The 23520-nt window shown below is 50.1% G+C and carries 17 protein-coding genes and 1 other RNA gene; 17 read left to right on the top strand and 1 reads right to left on the bottom strand.

All coding sequences use genetic code 11. The annotated features are described in order from the left end of the window. Positions 1 to 77 precede the first annotated feature (77 nt). A complete protein-coding gene (locus BMW55_RS06890; protein WP_089966707.1) occupies positions 78 to 998 on the bottom strand; it encodes a sugar phosphate isomerase/epimerase family protein in 921 nt (306 codons plus the stop codon). 299 nt (positions 999 to 1297) lie between these two features. Between BMW55_RS06890 and ccpN the strand changes: the two genes are divergently transcribed. From ccpN to BMW55_RS06980, 17 genes are all read left to right on the top strand, one after another. Further along, positions 1298 to 1957, top strand: coding sequence for a transcriptional regulator CcpN (gene ccpN / locus BMW55_RS06895; RefSeq protein ID WP_089966709.1), 660 nt, complete (start codon positions 1298 to 1300; stop codon positions 1955 to 1957). Next, on the top strand, positions 1944 to 2795 hold the full coding sequence (locus BMW55_RS06900; protein ID WP_244527482.1) for a pyruvate, water dikinase regulatory protein: 852 nt from the start codon (positions 1944 to 1946) through the stop codon (positions 2793 to 2795). Before ccpN ends, BMW55_RS06900 begins: the two co-directional genes overlap by 14 nt. 47 nt (positions 2796 to 2842) lie before the next feature. Further along, the gene (ppdK, locus tag BMW55_RS06905; protein WP_244527483.1) at positions 2843 to 5455 is read left to right on the top strand and encodes a pyruvate, phosphate dikinase; all 2613 of its coding nucleotides are present in this window, start codon (positions 2843 to 2845) and stop codon (positions 5453 to 5455) included. A 478-nt stretch (positions 5456 to 5933) separates the two neighbouring features. Continuing rightward, the gene (gene dnaG, locus BMW55_RS06910; protein WP_089966712.1) at positions 5934 to 7775 is read left to right on the top strand and encodes a DNA primase; all 1842 of its coding nucleotides are present in this window, start codon (positions 5934 to 5936) and stop codon (positions 7773 to 7775) included. Between the two features lie 93 nt (positions 7776 to 7868). Further along, positions 7869 to 8924: an RNA polymerase sigma factor RpoD gene (gene rpoD, locus BMW55_RS06915; RefSeq protein ID WP_425283827.1), complete on the top strand. Its 1056-nt coding sequence runs from the start codon at positions 7869 to 7871 to the stop codon at positions 8922 to 8924. A 222-nt stretch (positions 8925 to 9146) separates the two neighbouring features. Then, complete coding sequence (locus BMW55_RS06920; RefSeq protein WP_089966714.1) at positions 9147 to 10286, top strand: acyl-CoA dehydrogenase; 1140 nt, start codon at positions 9147 to 9149, stop codon at positions 10284 to 10286. 35 nt (positions 10287 to 10321) lie between these two features. Beyond that, positions 10322 to 11956, top strand: a complete 1635-nt coding sequence (locus tag BMW55_RS06925; protein WP_089966985.1) for an AMP-binding protein — start codon at positions 10322 to 10324, stop codon at positions 11954 to 11956. A gap of 179 nt (positions 11957 to 12135) precedes the next feature. Next, positions 12136 to 12750: a GNAT family N-acetyltransferase gene (locus BMW55_RS06930; RefSeq protein ID WP_089966716.1), complete on the top strand. Its 615-nt coding sequence runs from the start codon at positions 12136 to 12138 to the stop codon at positions 12748 to 12750. Between the two features lie 71 nt (positions 12751 to 12821). After that, on the top strand, positions 12822 to 13940 hold the full coding sequence (gene hppD, locus BMW55_RS06935) for a 4-hydroxyphenylpyruvate dioxygenase (RefSeq protein WP_089966718.1): 1119 nt from the start codon (positions 12822 to 12824) through the stop codon (positions 13938 to 13940). A 92-nt stretch (positions 13941 to 14032) separates the two neighbouring features. Beyond that, entirely contained in the window at positions 14033 to 15493 is a 1461-nt protein-coding gene (locus BMW55_RS06940; RefSeq protein ID WP_089966719.1) for a M1 family metallopeptidase, read from the top strand. 227 nt (positions 15494 to 15720) lie between these two features. Next, positions 15721 to 16449, top strand: coding sequence for a tRNA (adenine(22)-N(1))-methyltransferase (locus tag BMW55_RS06945; protein ID WP_089966721.1), 729 nt, complete (start codon positions 15721 to 15723; stop codon positions 16447 to 16449). Further along, positions 16440 to 17546 (top strand): Nif3-like dinuclear metal center hexameric protein, encoded by a 1107-nt coding sequence (locus BMW55_RS06950; protein ID WP_089966722.1) that lies wholly within the window; start codon positions 16440 to 16442, stop codon positions 17544 to 17546. Before BMW55_RS06945 ends, BMW55_RS06950 begins: the two co-directional genes overlap by 10 nt. A gap of 158 nt (positions 17547 to 17704) precedes the next feature. Next, positions 17705 to 18125, top strand: an RNA gene (gene rnpB / locus BMW55_RS06955) — RNase P RNA component class A. A gap of 210 nt (positions 18126 to 18335) precedes the next feature. Beyond that, positions 18336 to 19349 carry a 2,3-diaminopropionate biosynthesis protein SbnA gene (gene sbnA, locus BMW55_RS06965; RefSeq protein WP_089966987.1) on the top strand — a complete coding sequence of 338 codons (1014 nt, stop codon included), beginning with the start codon at positions 18336 to 18338 and terminating at the stop codon, positions 19347 to 19349. Between the two features lie 17 nt (positions 19350 to 19366). After that, positions 19367 to 20389, top strand: a complete 1023-nt coding sequence (gene sbnB / locus BMW55_RS06970; RefSeq protein WP_089966726.1) for a 2,3-diaminopropionate biosynthesis protein SbnB — start codon at positions 19367 to 19369, stop codon at positions 20387 to 20389. A 22-nt stretch (positions 20390 to 20411) separates the two neighbouring features. Next, positions 20412 to 22256 carry an IucA/IucC family protein gene (locus BMW55_RS06975; protein WP_089966727.1) on the top strand — a complete coding sequence of 615 codons (1845 nt, stop codon included), beginning with the start codon at positions 20412 to 20414 and terminating at the stop codon, positions 22254 to 22256. A gap of 6 nt (positions 22257 to 22262) precedes the next feature. After that, entirely contained in the window at positions 22263 to 23504 is a 1242-nt protein-coding gene (locus tag BMW55_RS06980) for an MFS transporter (protein ID WP_089966729.1), read from the top strand. Positions 23505 to 23520: the final 16 nt, after the last annotated feature.

Genomic DNA, 23520 nt, shown 5'->3' on the forward strand with positions numbered 1-23520 from the left:
TTTTCAGAAAGATAAGAAATCATGGGGTGGTATAAAGAAAGGAAGCTGGTTCTAATTCCCAAGCTTCCTTTTCTTTTTCAGCTTCTTTTTAAATCGCGAAGGGTGTTCAGCATCTGGGTGAGTTGTTCGTGAGTCTGTCCCGCGGCAAGTGTGATGCAGACTTCATTGTCCACTTGCTCCGCAAAGGTGAGGAGTTCCCCATAAGCAGAGGCCGGGAATGGAATGTGGGCCGTCTCAGGGGTATCTCCCCAGCTTACGGCATATGAAAGGCGGATCAGTGAAACATGGGGTTTCACCTGAGTATAGAAGTCGATCCAGGATTTGGTGGAGCTCAGTATTTCCTTTTCGGTGGCCCCGGCAAACATGCTGCGAGAACGGTGCATGTAAGTCAACACATTGGAAGTAATGCGCGCATGGGCAGTATCCAAGCAGAGTTTGGCATCCGTTGCCTCGATGATCTGCAGCAGATGGCGAGGGGTCCGGAGAGCCGGGTAGATGGCGGATTGGCCCGGTTCAAAATAGGAATCGCTGCCCATCGGAGAGTTTTCAATCAACAGCTGGATGCCCAGTTCTTTTAGCGTGCCCTCCAATTGTTGGATTTGTGAAATCACCCGTTCCACATACTGCGTTTTAAAATCGTGCAGGGCGTTAAAGTCAGTCGGTCGCTGATCCAGATATTCAAAAATGGCTCCCAACGGGACGGTCGCCCCATGGCAAACCACCTGCCGTTGGTCGGACAGAAGAACGGAATCCACCGTCTCCAACCAGTATTTCCACTCATCCACCGAGAAAGAGGGCGTACCCATCCCCAACCGCTTGGGCATCCGAAAAGCGACGGGAGTGATGCCTGTAAGATCAATGATTTCTTTTATCTCTTCCGCAGTGTAATGATCTTCCGGCAGTTGGAGCTCCACGCGTGTAATCCCCGTGTCTCGCACTTGATGCAGACGGTGGAGATCAAGGGAAAGAGTCGCTGAAATGGGATTTGAAAATAGCATCACATTTCCTCCATTATACAGTCTATCTTTTAATTTTATAGAAAAAGACGTTATAATAACAGTCTTCCCCCGAACATTCTTGCTTAATAAAGCATGGATGGCAAAGGATCAAACCATACTGGGAAGACATGGTTGCGGCAGCTGGGCTTCTGGCCTCGTGGCCGCCGGAAAACGGTGTCTGCACAGAAGTTCCCAACTGTTCCGGTGGCACAAAAAACTTTAACAAAAAATGTTGCCGTGGTAAAGTGTTAACGATATAGTATATACTAAATAGGGCAATGTGAATAAAAGTATAGCACATTTCTGGGAGGTGCGGCACCATCGAGCTTTCCAAGCGTCAAGAAAAAATTCTTGAGATCGTAAAAGCAGAGGGGCCGATCACGGGCGAACAAATCGCGGAAAAGCTGAATTTGACACGGGCAACTCTGCGCCCGGATCTTGCCATCTTGACCATGGCCGGATTTCTGGACGCCCGCCCACGGGTAGGTTATTTTTACTCGGGAAAATCGGCGAATCAGCTATTGGGGGAGCATGTTCGGAATCTATACGTGAAAGATTATAAATCTTTGCCGATCGTGGTGAAAGAAGAGACATCCGTGTATGATGCCATCTGCACCATGTTTTTGGAAGATGTTGGTTCTCTTTATGTGATCAAAAAAGAAGGCCAGCTGTCCGGGGTAATTTCAAGGAAAGATTTGTTGCAGGCGGCGATGGGGAAACAGGATCTCTCCGCCGTTCCGGTTGGGGTGATTATGACCCGGATGCCCAATATCGTCATGTGCCGCCCGGAAGACACCTTATATCATGCGGCTCTTTCGATGATGAGGCATCAAGTCGATTCGCTGCCGGTTGTCAGGCCTTTCCCGGACAGACCCGACGATTTCGAGGTGATTGGCCGCATCAGCAAAACAACGATTGTCAAAGCATTTGTCGAACTTGGACAACATATCAAGGTATAAGAGGAGGAGAGGACCTATATCCGCGAAAGAGCATCAACCCGTAGTTTATGTCGTTTCTGATTCCGTAGGAGAAACGGCCGAATTTGTCGTTCGGGCGGCTTCCAGCCAGTTTAGCAGCAATAGTATCGACATTCGGCGAGTTCCGTACGTCACAGACCGGGGGACGATCCTGGAAACGGTTCAAGCCGCCAAAGAAGAGAATGCCTTGATCGCTTTTACGCTGGTAGTGCCTGAGCTGACCCAGCTGTTGATTGAAGAAGCAGGCCGCAAACAAGTGCCTGTCGTCGATATTATGGGTCCGATGATCGACGGCCTTGCCAAACTGTTTCAGCGCCAGCCGCGCAGGGAACCCGGTTTGATCCACAAGTTGGATGATGAATACTTCCGCAAAGTGGAAGCGATCGAGTTTGCCGTGAAATATGACGACGGCAGAGACCCGCGCGGACTCTTAAGCGCGGATGTTGTTTTGATCGGGGTTTCGCGTACTTCGAAAACGCCGCTGTCCATGTATTTGGCTCACAAGCGGTTAAAAGTGGCCAATGTTCCGTTGGTTCCGGAAGTAGAGCCCCCGGATGAGCTGTTTTTGATTCCGTCAAACCGGTGTATCGGGCTCACCATCGATCCCCATCAGTTGAACAATATCCGCCGGGAGCGGCTCAAGTCGCTGGGTCTGGCATCAGGAGCCAACTACGCCAACATGGAACGGATTTTGGAGGAGCTGGAATATGCGGAGAAAGTGATCCGCAAAGTGGGGTGCCCCCTTATCGATGTTTCCAATAAAGCAGTCGAAGAAACAGCGAACATTATCCTGGACATGCTGAAAAAAGGAGGAAAATAAACGTGTCCAACAAATTGGTTTATCTTTTTCATGAAGGCAGCGCGGATATGAAAAACCTGCTCGGCGGCAAAGGAGCCAACCTGGCGGAAATGACCCGGGCGGGTCTTCCGGTTCCGCCGGGATTTACCATTACGACAGAAGCATGTTCCGCTTTTTTTGCGGCAAATGAAACCCTGACAGATGAAACGTTGAATCAGGTGCGGGACGCTGTGCGCCAGTTGGAGAGCCAAACGGGAAAACGGCTGGGTGACCCGGGCAATCCCCTTTTGGTTTCCGTCCGTTCCGGTGCTGTTTTTTCCATGCCGGGAATGATGGACACGATCCTCAATCTGGGGTTGAACGATGAAACCGTTGAAGGGCTGTCTCAGCTGACCGGCAATCCGCGGTTTGCATACGATTGTTACCGCCGCTTTATCCAGATGTTTGGTGATGTGGTATTGGGTGTGGACCATTACCGCTTTGAACACATCATCCAACAGCGCAAAGAGGAGATCGGAGTCAAACAGGATACCGAGATGGGTGCAGAAGATTGGAAATGGGTGATCGGACATTTTCAAGCGCTCATCCGGGAAAAAACGAAAGCCGAATTTCCCCAAGATCCCGAGGAACAGCTCAAACGGGCGATTATTGCCGTGTTCCAGTCATGGAATAACCAACGCGCCAAAATTTACCGCAAAATCCATAAGATCCCCGATAACCTCGGCACTGCGGTGAATGTGCAGCTCATGGTTTTCGGCAATATGGGAGAAGATTCCGGCACGGGGGTAGCCTTCACGAGAAACCCGTCTACCGGAGATAAGGAAATCTATGGGGAATTCCTGATCAACGCCCAAGGAGAAGATGTGGTGGCAGGTGTTCGCACCCCCAGACCGATTAGCGAACTGAGAGAGCAGATGCCCGCAATTTATGAGCAATTTGCCTCTATCTCCAACCAACTGGAACAGCATTACAAAGATATGCAAGACATTGAGTTTACGGTGGAGCGCGGGAAATTGTACATTTTGCAAACCCGGGCCGGCAAGAGGACAGCAGGAGCGGCAGTCAAGATCGCTGTCAATATGGTGGAAGAAGGGATTATCACCAGGGACGAAGCTTTGATGCGCGTCGATCCCGACCAGTTAAGCCAAATGCTGCACCGCCGTTTGGACCCGCATGCGAAGTTGAACGTGATCGCGAAAGGTTTGCCGGCTTCTCCGGGTGCGGCTACCGGGCACATCGTCTTTAATGCCGACGATGCGGAAAAACTGGCCAATGAAGGAGCCCGTGTGATTTTGGTTCGTCCGGAAACGACTCCAGAGGATATCCATGGCATTTTGGCCGCGCAGGGAGTTTTGACCAGCCGTGGCGGAATGACCAGCCATGCAGCCGTGGTGGCCCGTGGAATGGGGAAAGCTTGTATCTGCGGATGCGAACAGTTGAAAATTGATCTGCGCAAGAAAGAGATGTCGGTTGGGGATTTGATTCTAAAAGAGGGCGACATGATCGCGATTGACGGAAGCACCGGGCAGGTGATCCAGGGAGAAGTCCCGCTGATCGACCCTGAATTGTCGCCGGAGTTTAAGCAGCTTCTCTCTTGGGCGGACGAAGTACGTACCTTGCAGGTTCGTGCAAACGCTGACAACCCGGAAGATTCAAACAAAGCCAGAGAGCTGGGAGCGGAAGGAATCGGGCTCTGCCGGACCGAGCATATGTTTATGGAAGCGAGCCGTATTCCCATCGTTCAGCAGATGATTCTGGCAGAAACAAGGGAAGAACGGGCAGAAGCCCTGGCCAAATTGTTGCCGATGCAAAAAGAGGATTTTGTCGGGATTTTTAAAGCGATGGCAGGATTGCCGGTGACGATCCGCCTTCTGGACCCGCCGCTGCATGAGTTTCTGCCCAATATGGAAGCTCTCTTGGTGGAGCTGACCAGAATGCAGATGGATGAAAAAACAGACCGGACGGAATTGATCCAGAAAGAGGCACTCCTCCGCAAGGTCCGGGCTCTCCATGAGTTTAACCCGATGCTGGGTCATCGCGGTTGCCGTTTGGGCTTAACTTATCCGGAGATTTATGAGATGCAAGTCGAAGCCATCTTCCTCGCCGCGCTGGAGTGCATCGAGGAAGGAATCCGGGTGGAGCCGGAGATCATGATCCCGTTGGTGGGCCATGTGAATGAATTAAAACAAATGCGGGAGTTGGTCGACCGGGTCGCCCAAGAGATTGAACGCCGGACAGGAAAAACCGTTTCCTATACGGTGGGCACCATGATCGAGGTTCCGCGCGCTGCGCTTACTGCCCGTGAAATTGCAGAAGAAGCGGATTTCTTCTCCTTCGGAACCAACGACTTAACCCAGACCACGTTCGGCTACAGCCGTGATGATGCAGAAGGGAAGTTTTTACACGCATATGTGGAACACAAAATTTTGCCGGATAATCCCTTTATCACCCTGGATCCCAACGGGGTCGGCCAGTTGATCCGCCTCGGGGTGGAACAAGGCAGAATGACCAAACCGGGATTAAAAACGGGAATCTGCGGCGAACACGGCGGAGAAAAACGCTCGATCCAGTTTTGCCATGAAGCAGGACTCAATTATGTCAGCTGCTCGCCTTTCAGAGTCCCGCTGGCCCGTCTGGCGGCGGCACAGGCAGTGATCAGGGGCAGACAGGAGCAAAAATAGAAAGAGCAGAAATAGTCATAAAAAAATTAAAATCATTTCCCCGACAAAAGTCGGGTATTTTTTTATTAAAATGATTCTAAGATAGAAAATGAAGGATTTGTCAAGAGGAGGAAGTGTCGGCAATGAATGTCAGTTGGCAGACGGGGATCACCTAAAAGGAAGAACTTCATTTGCAACCTCCAGTCCAATGAGTGAAGCCCCCGACAAGCATTTCTTGCACGCTTGCACAAACCTTTTTCGAACAAACATTCTGGCCGGTCCAATTTTGTAAAAAAAGGTTAACAGAAGGAGAACATTTTTTTATGTAGAATAGGAGGATAGGGAATAAGTTTATCAGATCATATGAAATCATTTCCAGTATAAAAAAATATATGATCTGAAGGACTTTGATGAATCATGGCGAATAGATAAAAGTTGTTCCGGTTAATAGTTTTCGGGATCAAGGATACGGGTATCAGGACAGAAAGCAGTGGTTTGCATGGGAGGACGAATCCCTGACGAAATCATCGACCGCGTACGCAGACACTTTGATATCTTGGATGTTGTACAACAATATGTTCAATTGAAGAAAAGCGGAAGAAATTACTTCGGCTTGTGCCCGTTTCATTCAGAGAGAACCCCCTCCTTTTCGGTTTCCCCGGAAAAGCAGATCTTTCACTGCTTCGGGTGCGGAGCTGGTGGCGACATCATCAAATTCGTGATGGAAATCGAGCAATACACATTTATCGAAGCCGTCAGGCATCTGGCAGAGCAGGCCGGGATTCACATTCCTGAGACAGGGCCCGTCAGTGATGGCAGAGAAGAGGAAGAGCGCCGGCAGATGCGAGAGGCCCTGAAGCTGGCTTCTAAATTGTACCACCATCTCTTGGTTCATACCGAATATGGACGCCATGCCAGAGAATATCTGAAACAGCGTCAAGTTTCGATGGAGACCGTCGAAGAATTTCAATTGGGCTTTGCTCCTCCTTCAAATCAGTTTCTTCTCTCATTTCTCAAACAACGAGGCTTTAAAGAAGAAGTACTTGAAAAGGCTGGTCTGATCGCTACTCGTGACTCCCCCGCACAAAAAAAATATTATGACCGTTTTCGAAACAGAATTATGTTCCCCATTCACGATTCACAAGGCGGGGTTATTGCTTTTGGCGGGAGAATCATCGGAGATGGACACCCGAAATATTTAAACAGCCCCGAAACTCCTTTGTTTCATAAAGGGAATCATTTATTTAACCTTCATCGGGCACGCTCCCATATTCGCAAAGAGCAGCAAGCCGTTCTGTTTGAAGGCTATATGGACGTGATTGCTGCATGGCAGGCTGGGATCCGTACCGGGATTGCCACATTGGGTACTTCGTTCACTGATGATCAAGCGAGGGTGATCAGACGAAATGCAGAAACCGTCATTATTTGCTACGATGCGGACAGCGCAGGACAGTCAGCGGCGCTTCGCGGGCTTGAAATCTTGCGCAATCATGATTGCACCGTCAAAGTGGCGCAAATGCCGGTCGGAATGGACCCGGACGATTACATCCGGCGACATGGGGGAGACGCATTTAAAGAAGAGATCCTTGCCGGTTCATTGTCATTAACTTCTTTTAAACTGGAAAGTCTAAAAAAAAGCTTTAATTTGCGGGATGAGGATGAGCGAATCAAGTACCTGGCCAAAGCGGTCGACGTGATTTCCGATCTGCCCCTCGCCATCGAACAGGATCATTATTTGCGCCGGCTTGCCGAAGAGTTCCACCTGTCTCTGGATTCCTTGAAAGAGGAGCTTCGGAAGCGGAAAGCGCTGAAGAAGAGAGAGGCGGGCAGGGATAAAGGAGAGAGCAAGTGGAATAATGGGTACTACCGTGAGACTGGCAAACAAATGATCGGAGGATCACGGCTTCTTTCCGTCACGGAAAGATCGGAAATGCTCTTAGTCGCCCACATGATGCGTGACAAAAGCATCACGGAATGGGTAAAAAGAGTATTGGGCGCTGATTTTCATACCGAGATTTATGCGGCTCTGGCTGCCTACCTATATGCCTATTACGAACAAGGAAATCCGGAAGATGTGGGCCGCTTTATCGGTCATCTCCCGGATCAAGCCTTAATACAGAAAGCCAGTGAATTGGCCATGCTGGACTTACCGGACGAAGTTTCACAGGAGGCTTTAAACGATTATGTCCGGCATATCCGCAATTATCCGCTCCTGAAGGAAATCGAGGAGAAGGAAAGATTGGTTGAACAATTATCGCGAGCTGATGAACCCGTAAAAGCCGCCCAGCTGTCACTCGAGATCACTGAGCTGAGGAAACAGTTACAATTGCGGATGAATTGACGAGTTCATCAGAAAGGAGGAAGTACGTTGGCGAACGAACAAAATGTTGATACCGAGTTGGACCTCACCTTGGAGCAAGTCAAAGATCAATTAATGGAGTTGGGTAAAAAGCAGGGTGTCTTGACATATAAGACCATCATGGAAAAAATGGCCGCTTTTGACCAGGACCCGCAACAGGTGGATGAATTCTTTGAACAGCTCACCGAGCAAGGAATCGAAGTCATCAACGATTCGGACGACGATTTCAACGACCGGGAAGATCCGGATGTGGAGATGGAAGACCCGTACTTGGATGATGACCTGTCCGTTCCGCCAGGCGTCAAAATCAATGACCCTGTTCGCATGTACTTAAAAGAGATCGGCCGGGTTCCGCTTTTGTCCGCGGAAGAAGAAGTGGAGTTGGCAAAGAGGATCGAGCAGGGGGATGAAGAGGCCAAACGCAGGCTGGCGGAAGCTAACTTGCGGCTGGTCGTCAGCATCGCCAAAAGGTATGTAGGGCGCGGAATGCTGTTTTTGGATCTGATTCAAGAGGGGAACATGGGTCTGATCAAGGCCGTCGAGAAATTTGACTACCGGAAAGGGTACAAATTCAGTACCTATGCAACCTGGTGGATTCGGCAGGCGATCACCCGCGCGATCGCTGACCAGGCGCGTACGATCCGCATCCCTGTGCACATGGTGGAAACGATCAACAAGTTGATTCGCGTATCCAGACAGCTCCTGCAAGAATTGGGACGCGAACCGTCTCCTGAAGAGATCGCCGAAGAGATGGGTCTCAGCCCGGAAAAAGTGCGGGAGATCATGAAGATCGCCCAAGAGCCGGTCTCCCTTGAAACCCCGATTGGAGAAGAGGACGATTCGCATCTCGGTGATTTCATTCCGGATGATGATGCACAGGCACCTGCCGAAGCAGCCGCTTATGAACTCTTGAAGGAACAACTGAAAGATGTGCTGGATACCCTGTCAGAGCGTGAAGAAAATGTTCTTCGCCTCCGCTTTGGATTAGATGACGGACGTACGCGGACCTTGGAAGAAGTAGGTAAAGTGTTTGGCGTCACCCGTGAACGCATTCGCCAGATCGAGGCGAAAGCGCTCAGGAAGCTTCGTCATCCCAGTCGCAGCAAACGCTTGAAAGACTTTCTCGAATAAACCCTTTTATCTTTTTGGCACCTCATCTGAGGTGCTTTTTTTATTTTTTTGTCTTTTGTTGATTCAATTTTATCCCTTTTCCCAGCCGAATGCAAATGAGCTTTAAGCCCGTAATGTCGAATATGATAGGGATTTCTAAAAATTCTTGAAGGAAAAGCGCGATTCCACCTATAATGGTATTGAAAGCGCTACCAAAATACAGATAGATAAGGAGTGGGGCCGGTGAATTTCGACTTGACACAGGAACAAACCATGATCCGCAAACTCATGCGCGATTTCGCCGAGGGAGAAGTGGCACCCGGTGCCGACGAACGGGACCGGACCAAGCGGTTTCCGAAAGAAATTTTCGACAAGATGGCTGAATTAAACTTGATGGGGCTTCCCTTTCCGGAAGAATACGGGGGCGGCGGAGCCGATACGATCAGCTTTGCGATCGCTGTGGAAGAGCTCAGCCGCGTTTGCGCTTCAACGGGAATTACCTATTCAGCCCACATTTCCCTGGGTTGTGCCCCCTTATATCTGTTTGGCACAGAGGAACAGAAGCAAAAATATTTAGTTCCTTTATGTGAAGGAAAAACGCTTGGCTCGTTTGGCCTGACCGAACCAAATGCCGGATCGGATGCGGGCGGGACGAAAACAAGGGCGGTCAAAGATGGGGACGGATGGGTGATCAACGGCTCCAAATGCTTTATCACCAATGCCAGTTACGCAAAATTTCTCGCCTTGACTGCGGCTACCGGAAACATGGGAAATGTCAGGGAAATTACCGCTTTTATCGTACCCACGGATGCACCGGGATTCCGGGTCATCGATAATTACGTCAAAATGGGCCTGCACAGCTCCAATACCACGGAACTGATTTTGGAAAATGTGCGTGTGACCGATCAGGAAATTCTGGGTGAGATCGGGAAAGGGTTTAGACAGTTTCTGATCACGCTGGACGGCGGACGGATCGGGATCGGAGCCATGGCAGTGGGAATCGCCCAGGGAGCGTATGAATTGGCGCTCAAATATGCCAAAGAGCGCGTACAGTTTGGACAATCCATTTCCAAATTTCAGGCGATTCAGCATAAGCTGGCCGATATGCACATGCAAATTGAACTGGCCAGAACTTATGTTTATAAAGCCGCCTGGTTAAAGGATCAGGGCAGAAAATTCACCAAGGAAGCATCGATTTGCAAACTGTATGCTTCTGAAGTGGCGATGAATGTATGTAATCAAGCCGTTCAGATACACGGCGGCTGGGGATATATGCATGATTACAAAGTGGAACGCTTTTTCCGTGACGCAAAACTGACGGAAATCGGAGAAGGGACCTCCGAGATTCAGAGAAATATTATTGCCAGAGAAATCGGGTGTTAATTTTCAAGGAAGAGGAGTGATCACGGGTGGCAGAGCTGATCAGTATGACGGTGGGAGACCTGTTGGACCATCAAGCGGAACAGGTAGGACAGGAAGAAGCGGTTGTTTATCCGGAGCTTGGCTTGCGCTGGACTTACCGGGAATTTCAGGCGCTTTGCAACCAGGCGGCCAAAGGTCTCATGAAGCTGGGCCTCAAAAAAGGTCATCATCTCTCCATCTGGGCGACCAATCAGCCCGAGTGGTTGATCACTCAATTTGCAACGGGGAAAATGGGGGCCGTTCTCATCACCGTCAATACCAATTACCGGACACGCGAATTGGAATATTTACTCCGCCAATCGGATACGGAAACGCTCATCCTGATGGAGCAGGTACGTGGAGTCAGTTTCGTTGACATGCTGATGGAGATCTGCCCGGAGCTTGAAACCTGTTCCCCCGGGCATCTGAATTCAAAACGGCTCCCCCGCTTGAAAAATGTGATCCTGCTGGGTGAGCGGCGCTATCCCGGAATGTTTTTGTGGAAAGACATCATCGAGATGGGCCAAGAAGTCTCGGATGAGGAACTCCGGAAGCGGCAAGGCTCCCTTTCGCCGGATGATGTGATCAACATGCAGTACACTTCGGGAACAACCGGCTTTCCCAAAGGCGTGATGCTCACTCACCATAACATCGTCAATAATGCCCGCAACATCGCCGAGTGCATGAAACTGACCTCTGCGGATCGGCTCTGCATTCCCGTTCCGTTTTTTCACTGCTTTGGATGTGTGCTGGGCACGTTGGCATGTGTGAGTGTGGGTGCAACGATGGTCCCGCTCACCATGTTTGATGCCGGTACCGTGCTCAAGGCGGTAGAGCAGGAAAAATGCACCGGACTGCACGGCGTGCCGACCATGTTTATTTCCGAGCTGAACCACCCCGACTTTGCCCATACCGATTTCAGTTCACTCCGTACAGGCATTATGGCCGGATCCAATTGCCCGATTGAAGTGATGCGGAAAGTCACCCAGCAGATGGGAATCCGGGAATTGACGATCGCATACGGCCAGACGGAATCCTCGCCGGTGATCACTCAGACGAGAACGAACGATCCGATAGAGATCCGGGTATCCACGGTTGGCCGGAAGCTGCCTCACACGGAAGTGAAAATCATTGACCCCAAAACGGGGGAAACGGTTCCGCCGGGAGTGCAGGGGGAACTTTGTACACGCGGCTACCATGTCATGAAAGGGTATTATAAGATGCCGGAAGCGACCAGGGAAGTGATCGACGAGGAAGGGTGGCTGCATACCGGAGACCTTGCCGTTTGCGACGAACAGGGATATTTCCGCATTACCGGGCGGCTGAAGGATATGATCATACGGGGCGGAGAAAACATTTATCCCCGTGAGATTGAGGAATTTATCTATACTCATCCCAAGGTATTGGATGTTCAGATTGTTGGCGTCCCCGACGAAAAGTACGGAGAAATCCCGGTTGCCTTTGTCCGGAAAAAAGAAGGAGAGGAACTGTCCGCCGAAGATGTGATTAACTATTGTGTCGGGAAAATTGCCAAGTATAAAATTCCTGTTCAGGTTATTTTTGTTGAGGAGTATCCGATGACAGCCAGCGGTAAAATTCAGAAATATAAACTGAGGGAACAATATGTGAAGGAATTTTCACCAGACAGGTAAAGGATTTGCCCGGCAACATTCCACATCGCCGGGGTTGCATAAATCGGAAAATTTTGGCGATCCCTCCAAAAAAATATTTATTCTTAACCGAATCTTGTCCAGATTCGGTTTGTTTTTTTGCCGGGATCCAGTAAAATCTGGTATAGAAACGATTTTTAACAGAAGTGGGGAATCGCAAGATGGATCCGGTACCACCGATCTTGATCAATTTTCCTCATTCCTTTGAAACGGAACGGTTGCTCATACGCCTGCCTTTGCCTGGGGATGGAGAACAAGTGTATGAAGCCATCATGGAATCATTGGAAAGTTTGCAACCGTGGATGCCGTGGGCACAACATCCGCCAACCAGAGAAGAGACGGAAGCGAGTGTAAGACAAGCTCATTGCAAATTTCTGGAGAGAACGGATTTGCGCTTCCATCTATTCGAGAAAGAGAAGAAAGTTTTTATCGGCAGCAGCGGATTGCACCGGATTGACTGGAGGATTCCGAAGTTTGAAATCGGTTATTGGTGCCGCAAAAGCTATACGGGGAGAGGCTACATAACTGAATCCGTGCGCGGGCTTACCGTGTTTGCCTTTGAAATCTTAAAGGCGAATCGCGTGGAAATCCGTTGTGACCAGAGAAATGTAAGAAGCAGGAAAGTTGCGGAACGCCTGGGATACCGGTTGGAAGGAACGCTGCGCAACAGTTGCCTGGCAGTGGATAACCGGTTGGAGAATACTTGTGTTTATTCCATGATTCCCGAAGAATTCCGCAGCCTTTCATTACAGCAAAGCGATGGCGCAGTACTGTGAATGCTTGCGCCATTGCTTTTTTTACCGTTAATCTGAAAGTAAGGAACAATTTTAATTGAGGAGGAAATCGCATGCTTAAGGAATCTTTCCTCTCTGAAGGACTTCAGGAAGATTTTTTGCCTATTTTGGATGTCGATTATCTGGAATTTTATACTGGCAACGCAAAACAAGCGATGTATTTCTTTTGCCGTACGTTCGGGTTTCGTCCCGTTGCCTACTGCGGTTTGGAGACGGGCAGCCGCGAAAAAGTTTCCTATCTGGTTGAGCAGGGGCAAGTCCGGTTTGTCATCAGCGGTGCATATTCTCCCGATCATGAAATTGCCGAATTTGTGAAAAAGCATGGAGACGGAGTCAAAGATATCGCTCTCAGAGTCGAGGATGTTGAAAAAGCATTTTCGGAAGCGCTTTCAAGAGGCGCGATCGTGATCAAAGAACCCCATGAAATCAAAGATGATCATGGTGTGATTAAAAAAGCGGTGATCGGCACTTACGGGGATACGGTTCACACCCTGATTGAACGGAAAAACTATCATGGTCTGTTCGCGCCGGGTTTTGTCCCATGCGAAATAGAGATTCCCGTCGAGTCCACGGGCCTGGTGGGAATTGACCATGTGGTGGGCAATGTGGAGAAGATGGAGGAATGGGTAACCTATTATGAAAAAGTGATGGGATTTAAGCAAATGATCCATTTTGATGACGAGGACATCAGCACCGAGTACTCTGCCTTGATGTCCAAGGTGATGCAGAACGGAACGGGGCGCATCAAATTCCCGATCAATGAACCCGCCGAAGGAAAGAGAAAGTCGCAAATCCAGGAGTATCTTGAATTTTATCATGGCGCCGGGGTTCAACACGTCGCCCTGATCACTGAAGACATCGTGAAAACGGTGGAATCATTAAGAAAAAATGGTGTCGAATTCCTCTATACACCGGAAACGTACTATGACGAGTTGACAGCAAGAGTAGGCGAGATCGAAGAGCACATGGAAGATTTGAAACGCCTGAGCATTCTGGTTGACCGTGATGACGAAGGATATCTGCTCCAAATCTTCACCAAACCGATCGTCGACCGGCCCACGTTGTTCTTTGAAATCATCCAGCGCAAAGGTGCCAGAGGGTTTGGCGAAGGAAACTTTAAAGCGCTGTTTGAAGCGATCGAACGCGAACAGGCACGCCGCGGAAACCTGTAAGAATCGGACAGACGTGGATTCTGTCATAATTTCACTCCGGTTGGGTCATCCTATGTAAGAACAGATTCCAGCCTTAAGGGGTGAATCGGCAGATGAAGCGTCGCTTTTTTTCTTTTAGCATCAGTTTTGTGCTCGTAGCGATGGCGATGGTAAGCACTCTCTCCAATCTCTCTGCAGAAGAGAAGAGCAAAAGTTCCCCCGGGTCGCAGCAAGAGCCTCCCGCTCAGGTGATGACAGACCGCCCGTTATATCAAATCGATGCATCCTATGACAATCATAAAAATGAAGTGACCGGGCACATGGCTGTCACGTTGCAGGAGACGAGAACCGAACCGCAGACAGAAGTTTATTTTCATCTGTATCCCAATGTCTTTCGCGATTGGAAGTTTGGAAAAGAGTCAAAACCAACCCGGCCGGGGTTTATTGAGATTTCCAATGTAAAAGTAAACGGAACTCCGGTCAAGGAAACCATTCGGGAAACGATCATGAAAGTTCCTTTGCCCGCTCCTCTTCCCATCGGCAAGTCGGCACGGATCGAGATGGATTACCGCCTGCGTCTGCCTCAGGGGGGGACAAGGCTCAATACTTATAAAAACACGGCCTTTCTCGCGCAATGGTATCCGATGTTGGCTGTGAAGGACCGAGACGGCTGGCATATCGAGCCTTATACGACGATCGGCGATCCTTTTTACACTCAGATGTCGGACTTTGAAGTCACTTTTCGCATCCCGCGAGGATATCGTGTCATTACTACCGGTGATGACAGAGAGCAGGAATACCGGTCTCCGGTTACGATTAAACAGGAAAACGTGCGTGATTTCGCGGCTGTCTTGACCAAAGATTACAAAGCTATTCGCGGCAAGGCAGGAGAGACGGAAGTTAATCTCTGGTATCTGGCCGGGATGGAGGATGTGGCTCCGGCACTCCACAGCGCGGCGGTTTCGGGGATGAACTTCTACGGAGAAAAATTTGGAAAGTATCCATACAAAGAAGTGGATGTGGTGCTCGGCGAAACCGGCTACGGCATCGCCGGCATGGAATATCCCGGACTGGTGACCTCGATTCCCCGCATTCCGACAAGGAAAGGACAAAGCCCGGCCGTCAATGTCGTCGTGCATGAGCTGGCCCACCAATGGTGGTACGGGGTCGTTGGAAATAACCAGGTGAAGGAGCCGTGGTTGGATGAAGGATTGACCACTTTTTCCGAGTTTCTTTACATGCAGGAAAAAATGAAGGAAAATGAAACAGATCTGTTGCAGCGGGCAACCATACGAAGCAACGAAATCCACAAAGCAGCCGGAGTGACCTCGGCGGATTCGCTGTATCAATACCCCGATTCGGTTTACGGATTAATGGTCTATATCCGTCCGGCGGCGATGATGTATAACTTGATGGATCAAATCGGCAAAGACAAAGTGATTGCCATTCTGCGCGCCTATTACGAGAAGTTTCAATACCGGACAGCGACTACACGGGATTTTATCCAGGTGGCCAGCCAGGTTGCCGGCAGGGACTTGACTCCTTTCTTTCAAGAATGGCTGTACTTTAAGTAACCAAAATAAAAAGCGGAAGAGCCGGTAAATAAAACTTGACCGGCTTTTTCTATATCCGGTTGATTATCGGCCGAATTTCCGGCATTGATGGGCGGTTCACTCTCAACGCTTCAATATTTGAAATCAGGATAGGGCTTTTCCTGGACAAACTTACTTAAATACAATCGTTGCCGGAGTTGATGATATAATGAAAAAGCGCAGAATAATGAAAGGGCGATTCGACCAGGATGAATCATCAGGAGACGTGGCAAATCTCACAACGATTACAAACGATTGCCGGTTATATTCCCGATCACATGCGGGTGGCGGACATTGGCGGAGATCACGCCTTCTTACTTCTACACGTGGCCAAACAGGGGCGTTTGCACAAGGGGATCGTTGGAGAAGTCAACAGGGGTCCTTATGAAAATGCGCGCGACCGCGTAAAGCAGATGGGTTTTTCGTCCCTGATTGACGTACGGTTGGGGAACGGCTTATCCGTGATCAAACCGAATGAAGTGGATGTGGTGGTGATTGCCGGAATGGGCGGTTCGCTCATTACTCGCATCCTGGATGAAGGAAGAGATCGGTTGGAATCGGTAAAACGGCTGGTGTTGCAGCCAAATATCGGCGCAAGCCGGGTTCGGGAGTGGCTCATGAATCACCGCTTTCAAATCATCGATGAAACCATTGTCGAAGACGCGGAGATCTTATACGAAATCATCGTGGCCGAACCGGGAAACGGGGACTCTGCCTATCGCGACGGGACTCTGGACATTAAGATGCTCTTACAAATCGGGCCCGTCTTGTGGCAAAAAAAGCATCCTCTTTTAAAGAAAAAGCTCCTGGAAGAATGGAAAGGAAAGCAAAAAATCCTCAAGCAGCTGGAACGTGCGGTATCTGAAGAAGCGCGGTCAAGAAAACTTGAAGTGGAAAAAGAAATAAAAGAATGGGAGAAGGTGATGGCATGTCTCTGAAAGGAACCGAATTGATTCGCTGTATGGATACATATGCCCCCCCTGCCTGGGCCGTTGAGAAAGACCGGATCGGTTTGCAAGTGGGAAATCCAAAGTCTGAAGTGCGGGGGATTCTCGTCACCCTGGATGTGAACGAAGAAGTGGTAGATGAAGCGATTCGCGTAGGAGCAAACTGGATCGTTGCCCACCATGCGGTCATTTATCAGCCGCTCCAAGCACTTCGTACCGACCAGCCGGCCGGCAGGCTGTTTCAGAAAATGCTCCGGCACGATCTCAACGTCTATATCGCTCATACCAATTTGGACGCGGCCGATGACGGAGTAAATGATGTCCTGGCGGAAAAATTGCAGTTGCAAGATCCCCGGGTGCTGATTACGTATGGGGAAGAAAAACTGAAAAAACTGGTCGTGTTTGTGCCCGAAGATCATCACGAACAGGTGTTGAAAGCCCTGGGCGGAGCAGGAGCGGGCTGGATCGGAAATTACAGCCATTGTACCTTTAATCTCGAGGGAACCGGGACCTTTTTGCCCGAAGAAGGAACCAATCCATATATCGGCAAGCAAGGTCAACTGGAGAAAGTAAAGGAAATTCGGCTTGAAACCATCCTCCCGGAACGAATCCAGGAACGCGTCATCGATGCCATGTTGGCTGCCCATCCGTATGAAGAAGTGGCTTACGACATCTATCCACTGGACCTGAAAGGAAAACCCGTCGGGTTTGGACGGATTGGAAAACTGCCTCAGCCGATGCCGTTCAAAACATTTGCCCAGCTGGTGAAACAAGTGTATCAGGTTGAGGGATTGCGCATCGTCGGCGATCCCGACCGAATCGTGCAAACCGCAGCCGTTTTGGGTGGTTCCGGCGGACGCTATTTCCTGGATGCCAAACGCATGGGAGCGGATGTATACATCACCGGAGACATCGACTACCATGTTGCCCAAGATGCCTTGGCGTATGGGCTGTGTTTGATCGATCCCGGGCATCATGTGGAACACCTGGTCGTGGAGCGCGTCTGTCAGGTCCTGAAGCAACAATTGGGCGACCGCGTTCCGATTTTGGCATCCAAAGTCAACACTAATCCCTTCCGTTTTCTATGAGCGCATCCCTCCCATCTTCAAGGAATTCCGGGGAATCTCTGCAGAGCATGGAAGTGGGCAAAGCCATAGAATTCGGCATGAAGGACAATGGTCACTTCCCAATATCTTCCTATTGATTTCTATTCCTTCATTTGATAAAATGATGTCTGTTGAGCAGGAAAGTAAACAAGGCAATCGCCGGTGGTGTACCGAAAGGTCCCACGGGAGGAAAGTCCGAGCTCCATAGGGCAGGGTGCCGGCTAACGGCCGGTGGGGGCGACCCTAAGGCTAGTGCCACAGAAATGTAGACCGCCGATGGAGGCTCATGCCTCACAGGCAAGGGTGCAACGGTGCGGTAAGAGCGCACCAGCAGCATGGAGACATGCTGGCTAGGTAAACCCCACCCGGAGCAAGACCTAAAAGGAGATCCGCACGCATATGGTGTGCAACTGTGGCCCGCAGTGATCTCGGGTAGGTCGCTTGAGCCATGTAGCAATACATGGCCTAGACAGATGATTGCCACTCCAATGGGTGGGAGGCGAACAAGCCGTCGCTTGTACCACTCGGAGTACAGAACTCGGCTTATTGTTTGCTTTCCGCAAAAGCTTGTGTATTCAGACGCAGACGCTTGAAGGCGTCTTTTTTATTTACATACCGAACCCGGTTTCCGGCAAGGAAGCCGGGTTTACTTATTTTCCGGGATTGGCGGGGCAGTCTGATGGCGATTGCCAACCATGTAAAAATAAAAATGCAGCAGCATAAATTTGTGTTTGACATGATAATGATTTTCATTTACAATCACAAATGAAAATGATTATCATTTGGGAGAAGGTGAACCATTTGGCTCTCTCAGTGGAAAAGCAAAACCAGGAGAAACAAGCCTTGCCGTCATCAATCATTCATTGTGTGGGCAATACTCCTGTGGTTTCCTTGCAGCGATTGTTTCGGGAGAGAGGGATTGAAGTCATTGCCAAACTGGAGTATATGAATCCGGGTGGCAGTATGAAAGACCGGCCCGCCCGATACATGATTGAGCAAGGATTGCGCGAGGGAACGATTACCGCGGACTCACATCTGATTGAAAGCAGCTCGGGCAATTTGGGTGTGGCCATGGCGATGGTCGCGCGGGTGTATGGATTAAAGTTTACATGTGTCGTTGATCCGAAAACAGCTCCATCCAATCTTAGAATCCTCAAACAGTTAGGCGCACATATTGAGATGGTCACCGAAGCCGATGATCAGGGTGGCTACTTAAAAACACGGATTAAGCGTGTGCAAGAATTGTTACATACCATTCCCAATGCCGTATGGATGAACCAATATGCCAATGACCGCAACTGGCAGGCTCATTATCACGGGACAGGCAAAGAACTGGCAGAACAGCTCACTGAGCCGCCGGATTGTTTGGTCGCAGCTGTCAGCACGACCGGAAGTATTTTAGGATGTGCGAGAAGGTTAAGAGAAAAGTTTCCCAACTTAAAAGTGATTGCTGTTGATGCCGTAGGCTCGGTTATTTTCGGAGCAAAACCGCAGCGAAGGGAGCTGCCGGGAATTGGTTCCAGCCGTGTTCCCGAAATATTGGCAAAAGACGAAATCGACGAAGTGGTCTATGTGAACGATCGGGAATCTGTGCAAGGCTGCCGGGATCTTTTATATCATGAAGGAATCTTTGCCGGCGGATCATCGGGGTCGGTGATCGCCGCAATCCAAAAATTGATTCCGACATTGCCCCGGCCGTACCGCATTTGCACCATTTTTCCCGACCGGGGGGACCGGTATCTTGACATGGTTTATGACGAAGCATGGGTGAACCGATTACCGTAATAAAGGAGAGAGAAATCATGCTGACCAATGTGGAAAAACCGGAAATTCTTTATCTGTCCAAAAAAGATATCCTGGAGTTGGGCGGGGGACATTCTGACCTGTATGTGAATGCGATTCATCGGGCTTTTGAGCTTCATGCGGAGGGAAACTTTGTTCAGCCCCTTAAACCTTATTTGCGTTCCCGAGGGAAGGACGGGCATATTGCCGACCGGATAATTGCCATGCCGGCACATATCGGCCACCCCGGCATCTCCGGCATCAAATGGGTGGGGAGCAAACACGACAATCCCAGACGGCGCGGTTTGGAACGGGCCAGCGCGCTGATCATCTTAAATGATCCGGAAACCAATTATCCGATCGCCATCATGGAAGGAAGTTTAATCAGCGGGATGAGAACAGCCGCGGTTACAGTAGTCGCTTCCCGGTTTTTGGCTAAACCGGGTTTCAAACAGATCAGCTGTATCGGTTGCGGAGTGATTGCCAGAATGCAGCTGTTTTCAATGATCGAGCAATTCCCGCAAATAGAAACGATCCATCTGTTCGATCTGTCGCCGGCTGCAGCGGATCAACTGTCTCAAGCGATCCGGGAGAAAGCCCCGCATGTGAGAGTGAAATGCTGCCAGTCGGTGGAAGAGGCGGTCAAGCAAGGAGAAGTGGTGATCACCTGTACGGTGGCGGAACAACCTTACATTCCATTTGACTGGATTCAAGAAGGAACCTTTATCAGCAATGTCTCCATCATGGACTTTCACAAGGAAGTCTTCCTGAAAGCGGATAAGGTGATCGTCGATGATTGGGAACAAAGCAACCGGGAGAAAAAAGTGATCCATCAGCTGGTGTTGGAAGGGAAGTTTTCCCGGGAGCAACTGCATGCGGAGTTGGGGGAAATTGTGACCGGTCAAAAACCGGGACGTGAAAACGATCAAGAGATCATTTTGCTGAATCCGATGGGCATGGCCATTGAAGATATCGCATGTGCAGAAAAAATTTATCATGAAGCGTTAAAAAAAGGAATCGGAACGAAGCTGAGTCTCTACTAACTTCCTGGAAAGGACGAATAGGATGAATATTTCTGCAGAGACGCGGATGGATCGCGGGGCACGGCTGCAAGAAGCGAGGAAAACAGCGGAAGAAAAAGTGCTGACCGACTTGATGAATGCACTGCTGTATGAAAACTTTCTCGATCTGAGGGACCGGGGAGTCATCGTACAAGATGAAGAAACCGCCAAGGAATCGACAGGCTTGCCTTTGGCTGAACACGAGTGTCTCTTCAGTTATCGGTTAAACTCATCCAGGTCTTTATCTTTTCGCGTTTACCGGGATGCAAGATTCGGATCTTACCGTGTCAGCCGGTTACCTGTATTAATGATCGAACAGAGAGGAAACCGGAAGTCCGTTCGGCCGATTCAGGCGGTTGAAGTGATGCGCCTGCTTGCAGAGGAACGGTTGGATGCCTTTCCCAACCTGAATGGTTTCTGTGAAGAGCTGAAGTTATCGGTAGAGCAAACCGCTCTTTCCCTCCAAGTTCCCATTCAGGTGAAAGCAAAAGGGGCGACGGTGGACCTGACCGAGGCCGAGCGATTTGCCGCCCTGCGCGATCGCCCTTTTCATCCGACTTCCCGGGTCAAAAACGGATGGGATGCAAGTGAGTATCAAAGATACAGTTCCGAATTCGGCTGCTCTTTTGGCTTGGACTGGGCAGCCGTTTGGAAAGAGTATGTTCGGCAGGGGGCAGGTATGGATGATCTGCCGCAGAGATTGCTTTCTGAAGATGAGCACGCATTATTGCTGAGATCGTTGGAGGAAAAAGGGCTATCTCTGGATGATTATACCTGGATGCCCGTTCACCCCTGGCAGATGAAAAATGTGATTTCAACTGTTTTCAGGAAAGAATTGGCTGAGCAAATCATCGTTCCGGTCGTCGCCGACCTGGGAACCTTTACCCCCAGTTCATCGGTTCGCAGTTTGATTCCCGTCCACAACCCGACCGTGCACGTGAAAGTTTCGATCGGCATTTATTCGTTGGGGGCACTTAGAATTATGCCTCCCCGGTATTTGGAAAACGGGGTGAAAGGCCAAAAGATCATCGAGTACATCAAGTCCCGTGAACCGGAACTGACGGACCGATTGATCGTGGCATGCGAAGAAAAATGGTCAGCGTTCACCGATCCAAAGGAAGATCCCTTTGCCGATAAACCGGGTCATTTGGCTTGTTTACTTCGCCAGTATCCTGCAGAAATACAGGAAGCGGATGCCGTATTGCCCATGTCAGCCCTGTCCGTATATCCCATGCAGGGGAAATCCCCGCTCATTGAGTTGCTTCTCCAACAGGGAGATGAAGAAGGCAGACAGCTTTTCCGGGAAATTTGCAAACAGTTTATCGAGACAGCGGTTCTGTTTGCCAAGTATGGTGTTTTGCCGGAATTGCACGGACAAAATGTAGTGCTCCTGTTTCAACATGGAAAGTTGCGGCAACTGTTGTTAAGAGATCATGATACTGTCCGCATCTATCCAACGTGGATGAAGCGGTCAGGAGTTCCCGAGGTTCCCTATACGGTCAAGCCAAACACGAGGAATACGCTCATCCTGGAATCTGCCGAAGAATTTCTCGCTTATTTGCAGACACTCGCCATTCAAGTGAATTTGGCTTCCATTTTAGAAGCTTTTGTAAAAGGTAACTACCTGACTGAGGATGAAGGCTGGCGGATGATCCGGGAATCGATCGAAGGGGCGATTCGTAATTATGTTCCGGCTGACTTGCAGGCCGGGATGACGAAAATCCTGTTGGAAGCAGAGGAATGGCCTGTCAAGCAGATTATTCGACCTCTCCTTTGCCGTGTGGGGTCGGGGGGCGGGAGCATGCCGTCCGGCCAGGGGAAAATTGTCAACCCGCTCAGGTGGGAGTAGGAAGATATGGATTACCGGATCTGGAAGCAAAATATGGTCACTCTGTGGACAGGACAATTTGTCGCAACGGCCGGATTAACGGTGATGGTTCCGCTGCTTCCGTTTTATATCGCAGACTTGGCTGGGACAAACGATTCTTTCAATCATTGGTGGATGGGGTTATGCTTGGCGGCCCCTGCGATCACGATGTTCATTTTTTCGCCCGTCTGGGGTCGCATCGGCGACCATTGGGGCCGGAAATGGATGGTTGTGCGGGCGTTGATCGGATTAGCCGTCAGCCTCCTGCTCATGGGCTTTGCCCAGACTCCCCTGCAGCTGTTTCTGTGCCGGCTCCTGCAAGGGGCGTTCGGCGGCGTTGTGGATGCATCGGCGGCGTTTGCCAGTTCGGAAGCACCGCAAGGGAAAAATGGCAAGATATTGGGAAATTTACATAGCGCGACGGCGGCCGGCTCATTTATCGGTCCCCTGCTTGGGGGAATACTGGCTGATTTTTGCGGCTATCGGACGCTGTTTATGGTGATGGCCGTATTGACGGGACTCTGTTCCTGTCTGGCCGCGTGGATGCTGACAGAAAGGAAAGGATATGCGTCAGGCGTCCAATCCAAAGGCAATCCTTCGATTGCCGCTGCTTTGGTGGCGCTGTTTCAAAACAGGGAAACCCGCGCGTTCATATTGGCCGGAATCTGTGCGCAGTCAGGCATATACGGTTTGACCGTAATTTTTGCTCCCTATATTCAAAGTTTGGCCGGCGAAACCCCATATACGGCCACCTGGGTGGGCACCTTGCAGGCAGTGACCTGGCTTTCAACCATGGTGGCTGCTCCTTGGTGGGGCAAGCAAAATGATTGCAAATCCGTTCAGATCAATTTTTTTGTGGCGGCATTCGGTTGCGGGATCAGTATTTGTTTGCAAGTCATTCCCCATGCCGTTGGCTGGTTGATCCCGTTAAGAATGATTCAAGGGATGTGCTTTGCCGCTTTGCTTCCTTCCGTATATTTACAGGTGAGCCGCTGTTCCGGTGACCGGGATCGCAGTACGAAAATAGGGCTGACCAACAGCTGTCTCACGGGCGGACAAATGATCGGATCGCTGGTTGGCGCAGGTTTGACAGGCTGGCTACCTCTCCCGGCGGTGATGATTTGCATGGGGATCCTGTTCATATTGGGAGCCTGTCTGGCAGTGACCCGGCGGGAGGTGCCATTCAAAGAACATAACCCCTTTCGCGTTACCTCTCATACTTCTGAGTAAAACGATTGGTCCAGCA

It is taken from the genome of Lihuaxuella thermophila (genome assembly GCF_900110165.1).
Taxonomy (GTDB): Bacteria; Bacillota; Bacilli; order Thermoactinomycetales; family Thermoactinomycetaceae; genus Lihuaxuella; species Lihuaxuella thermophila.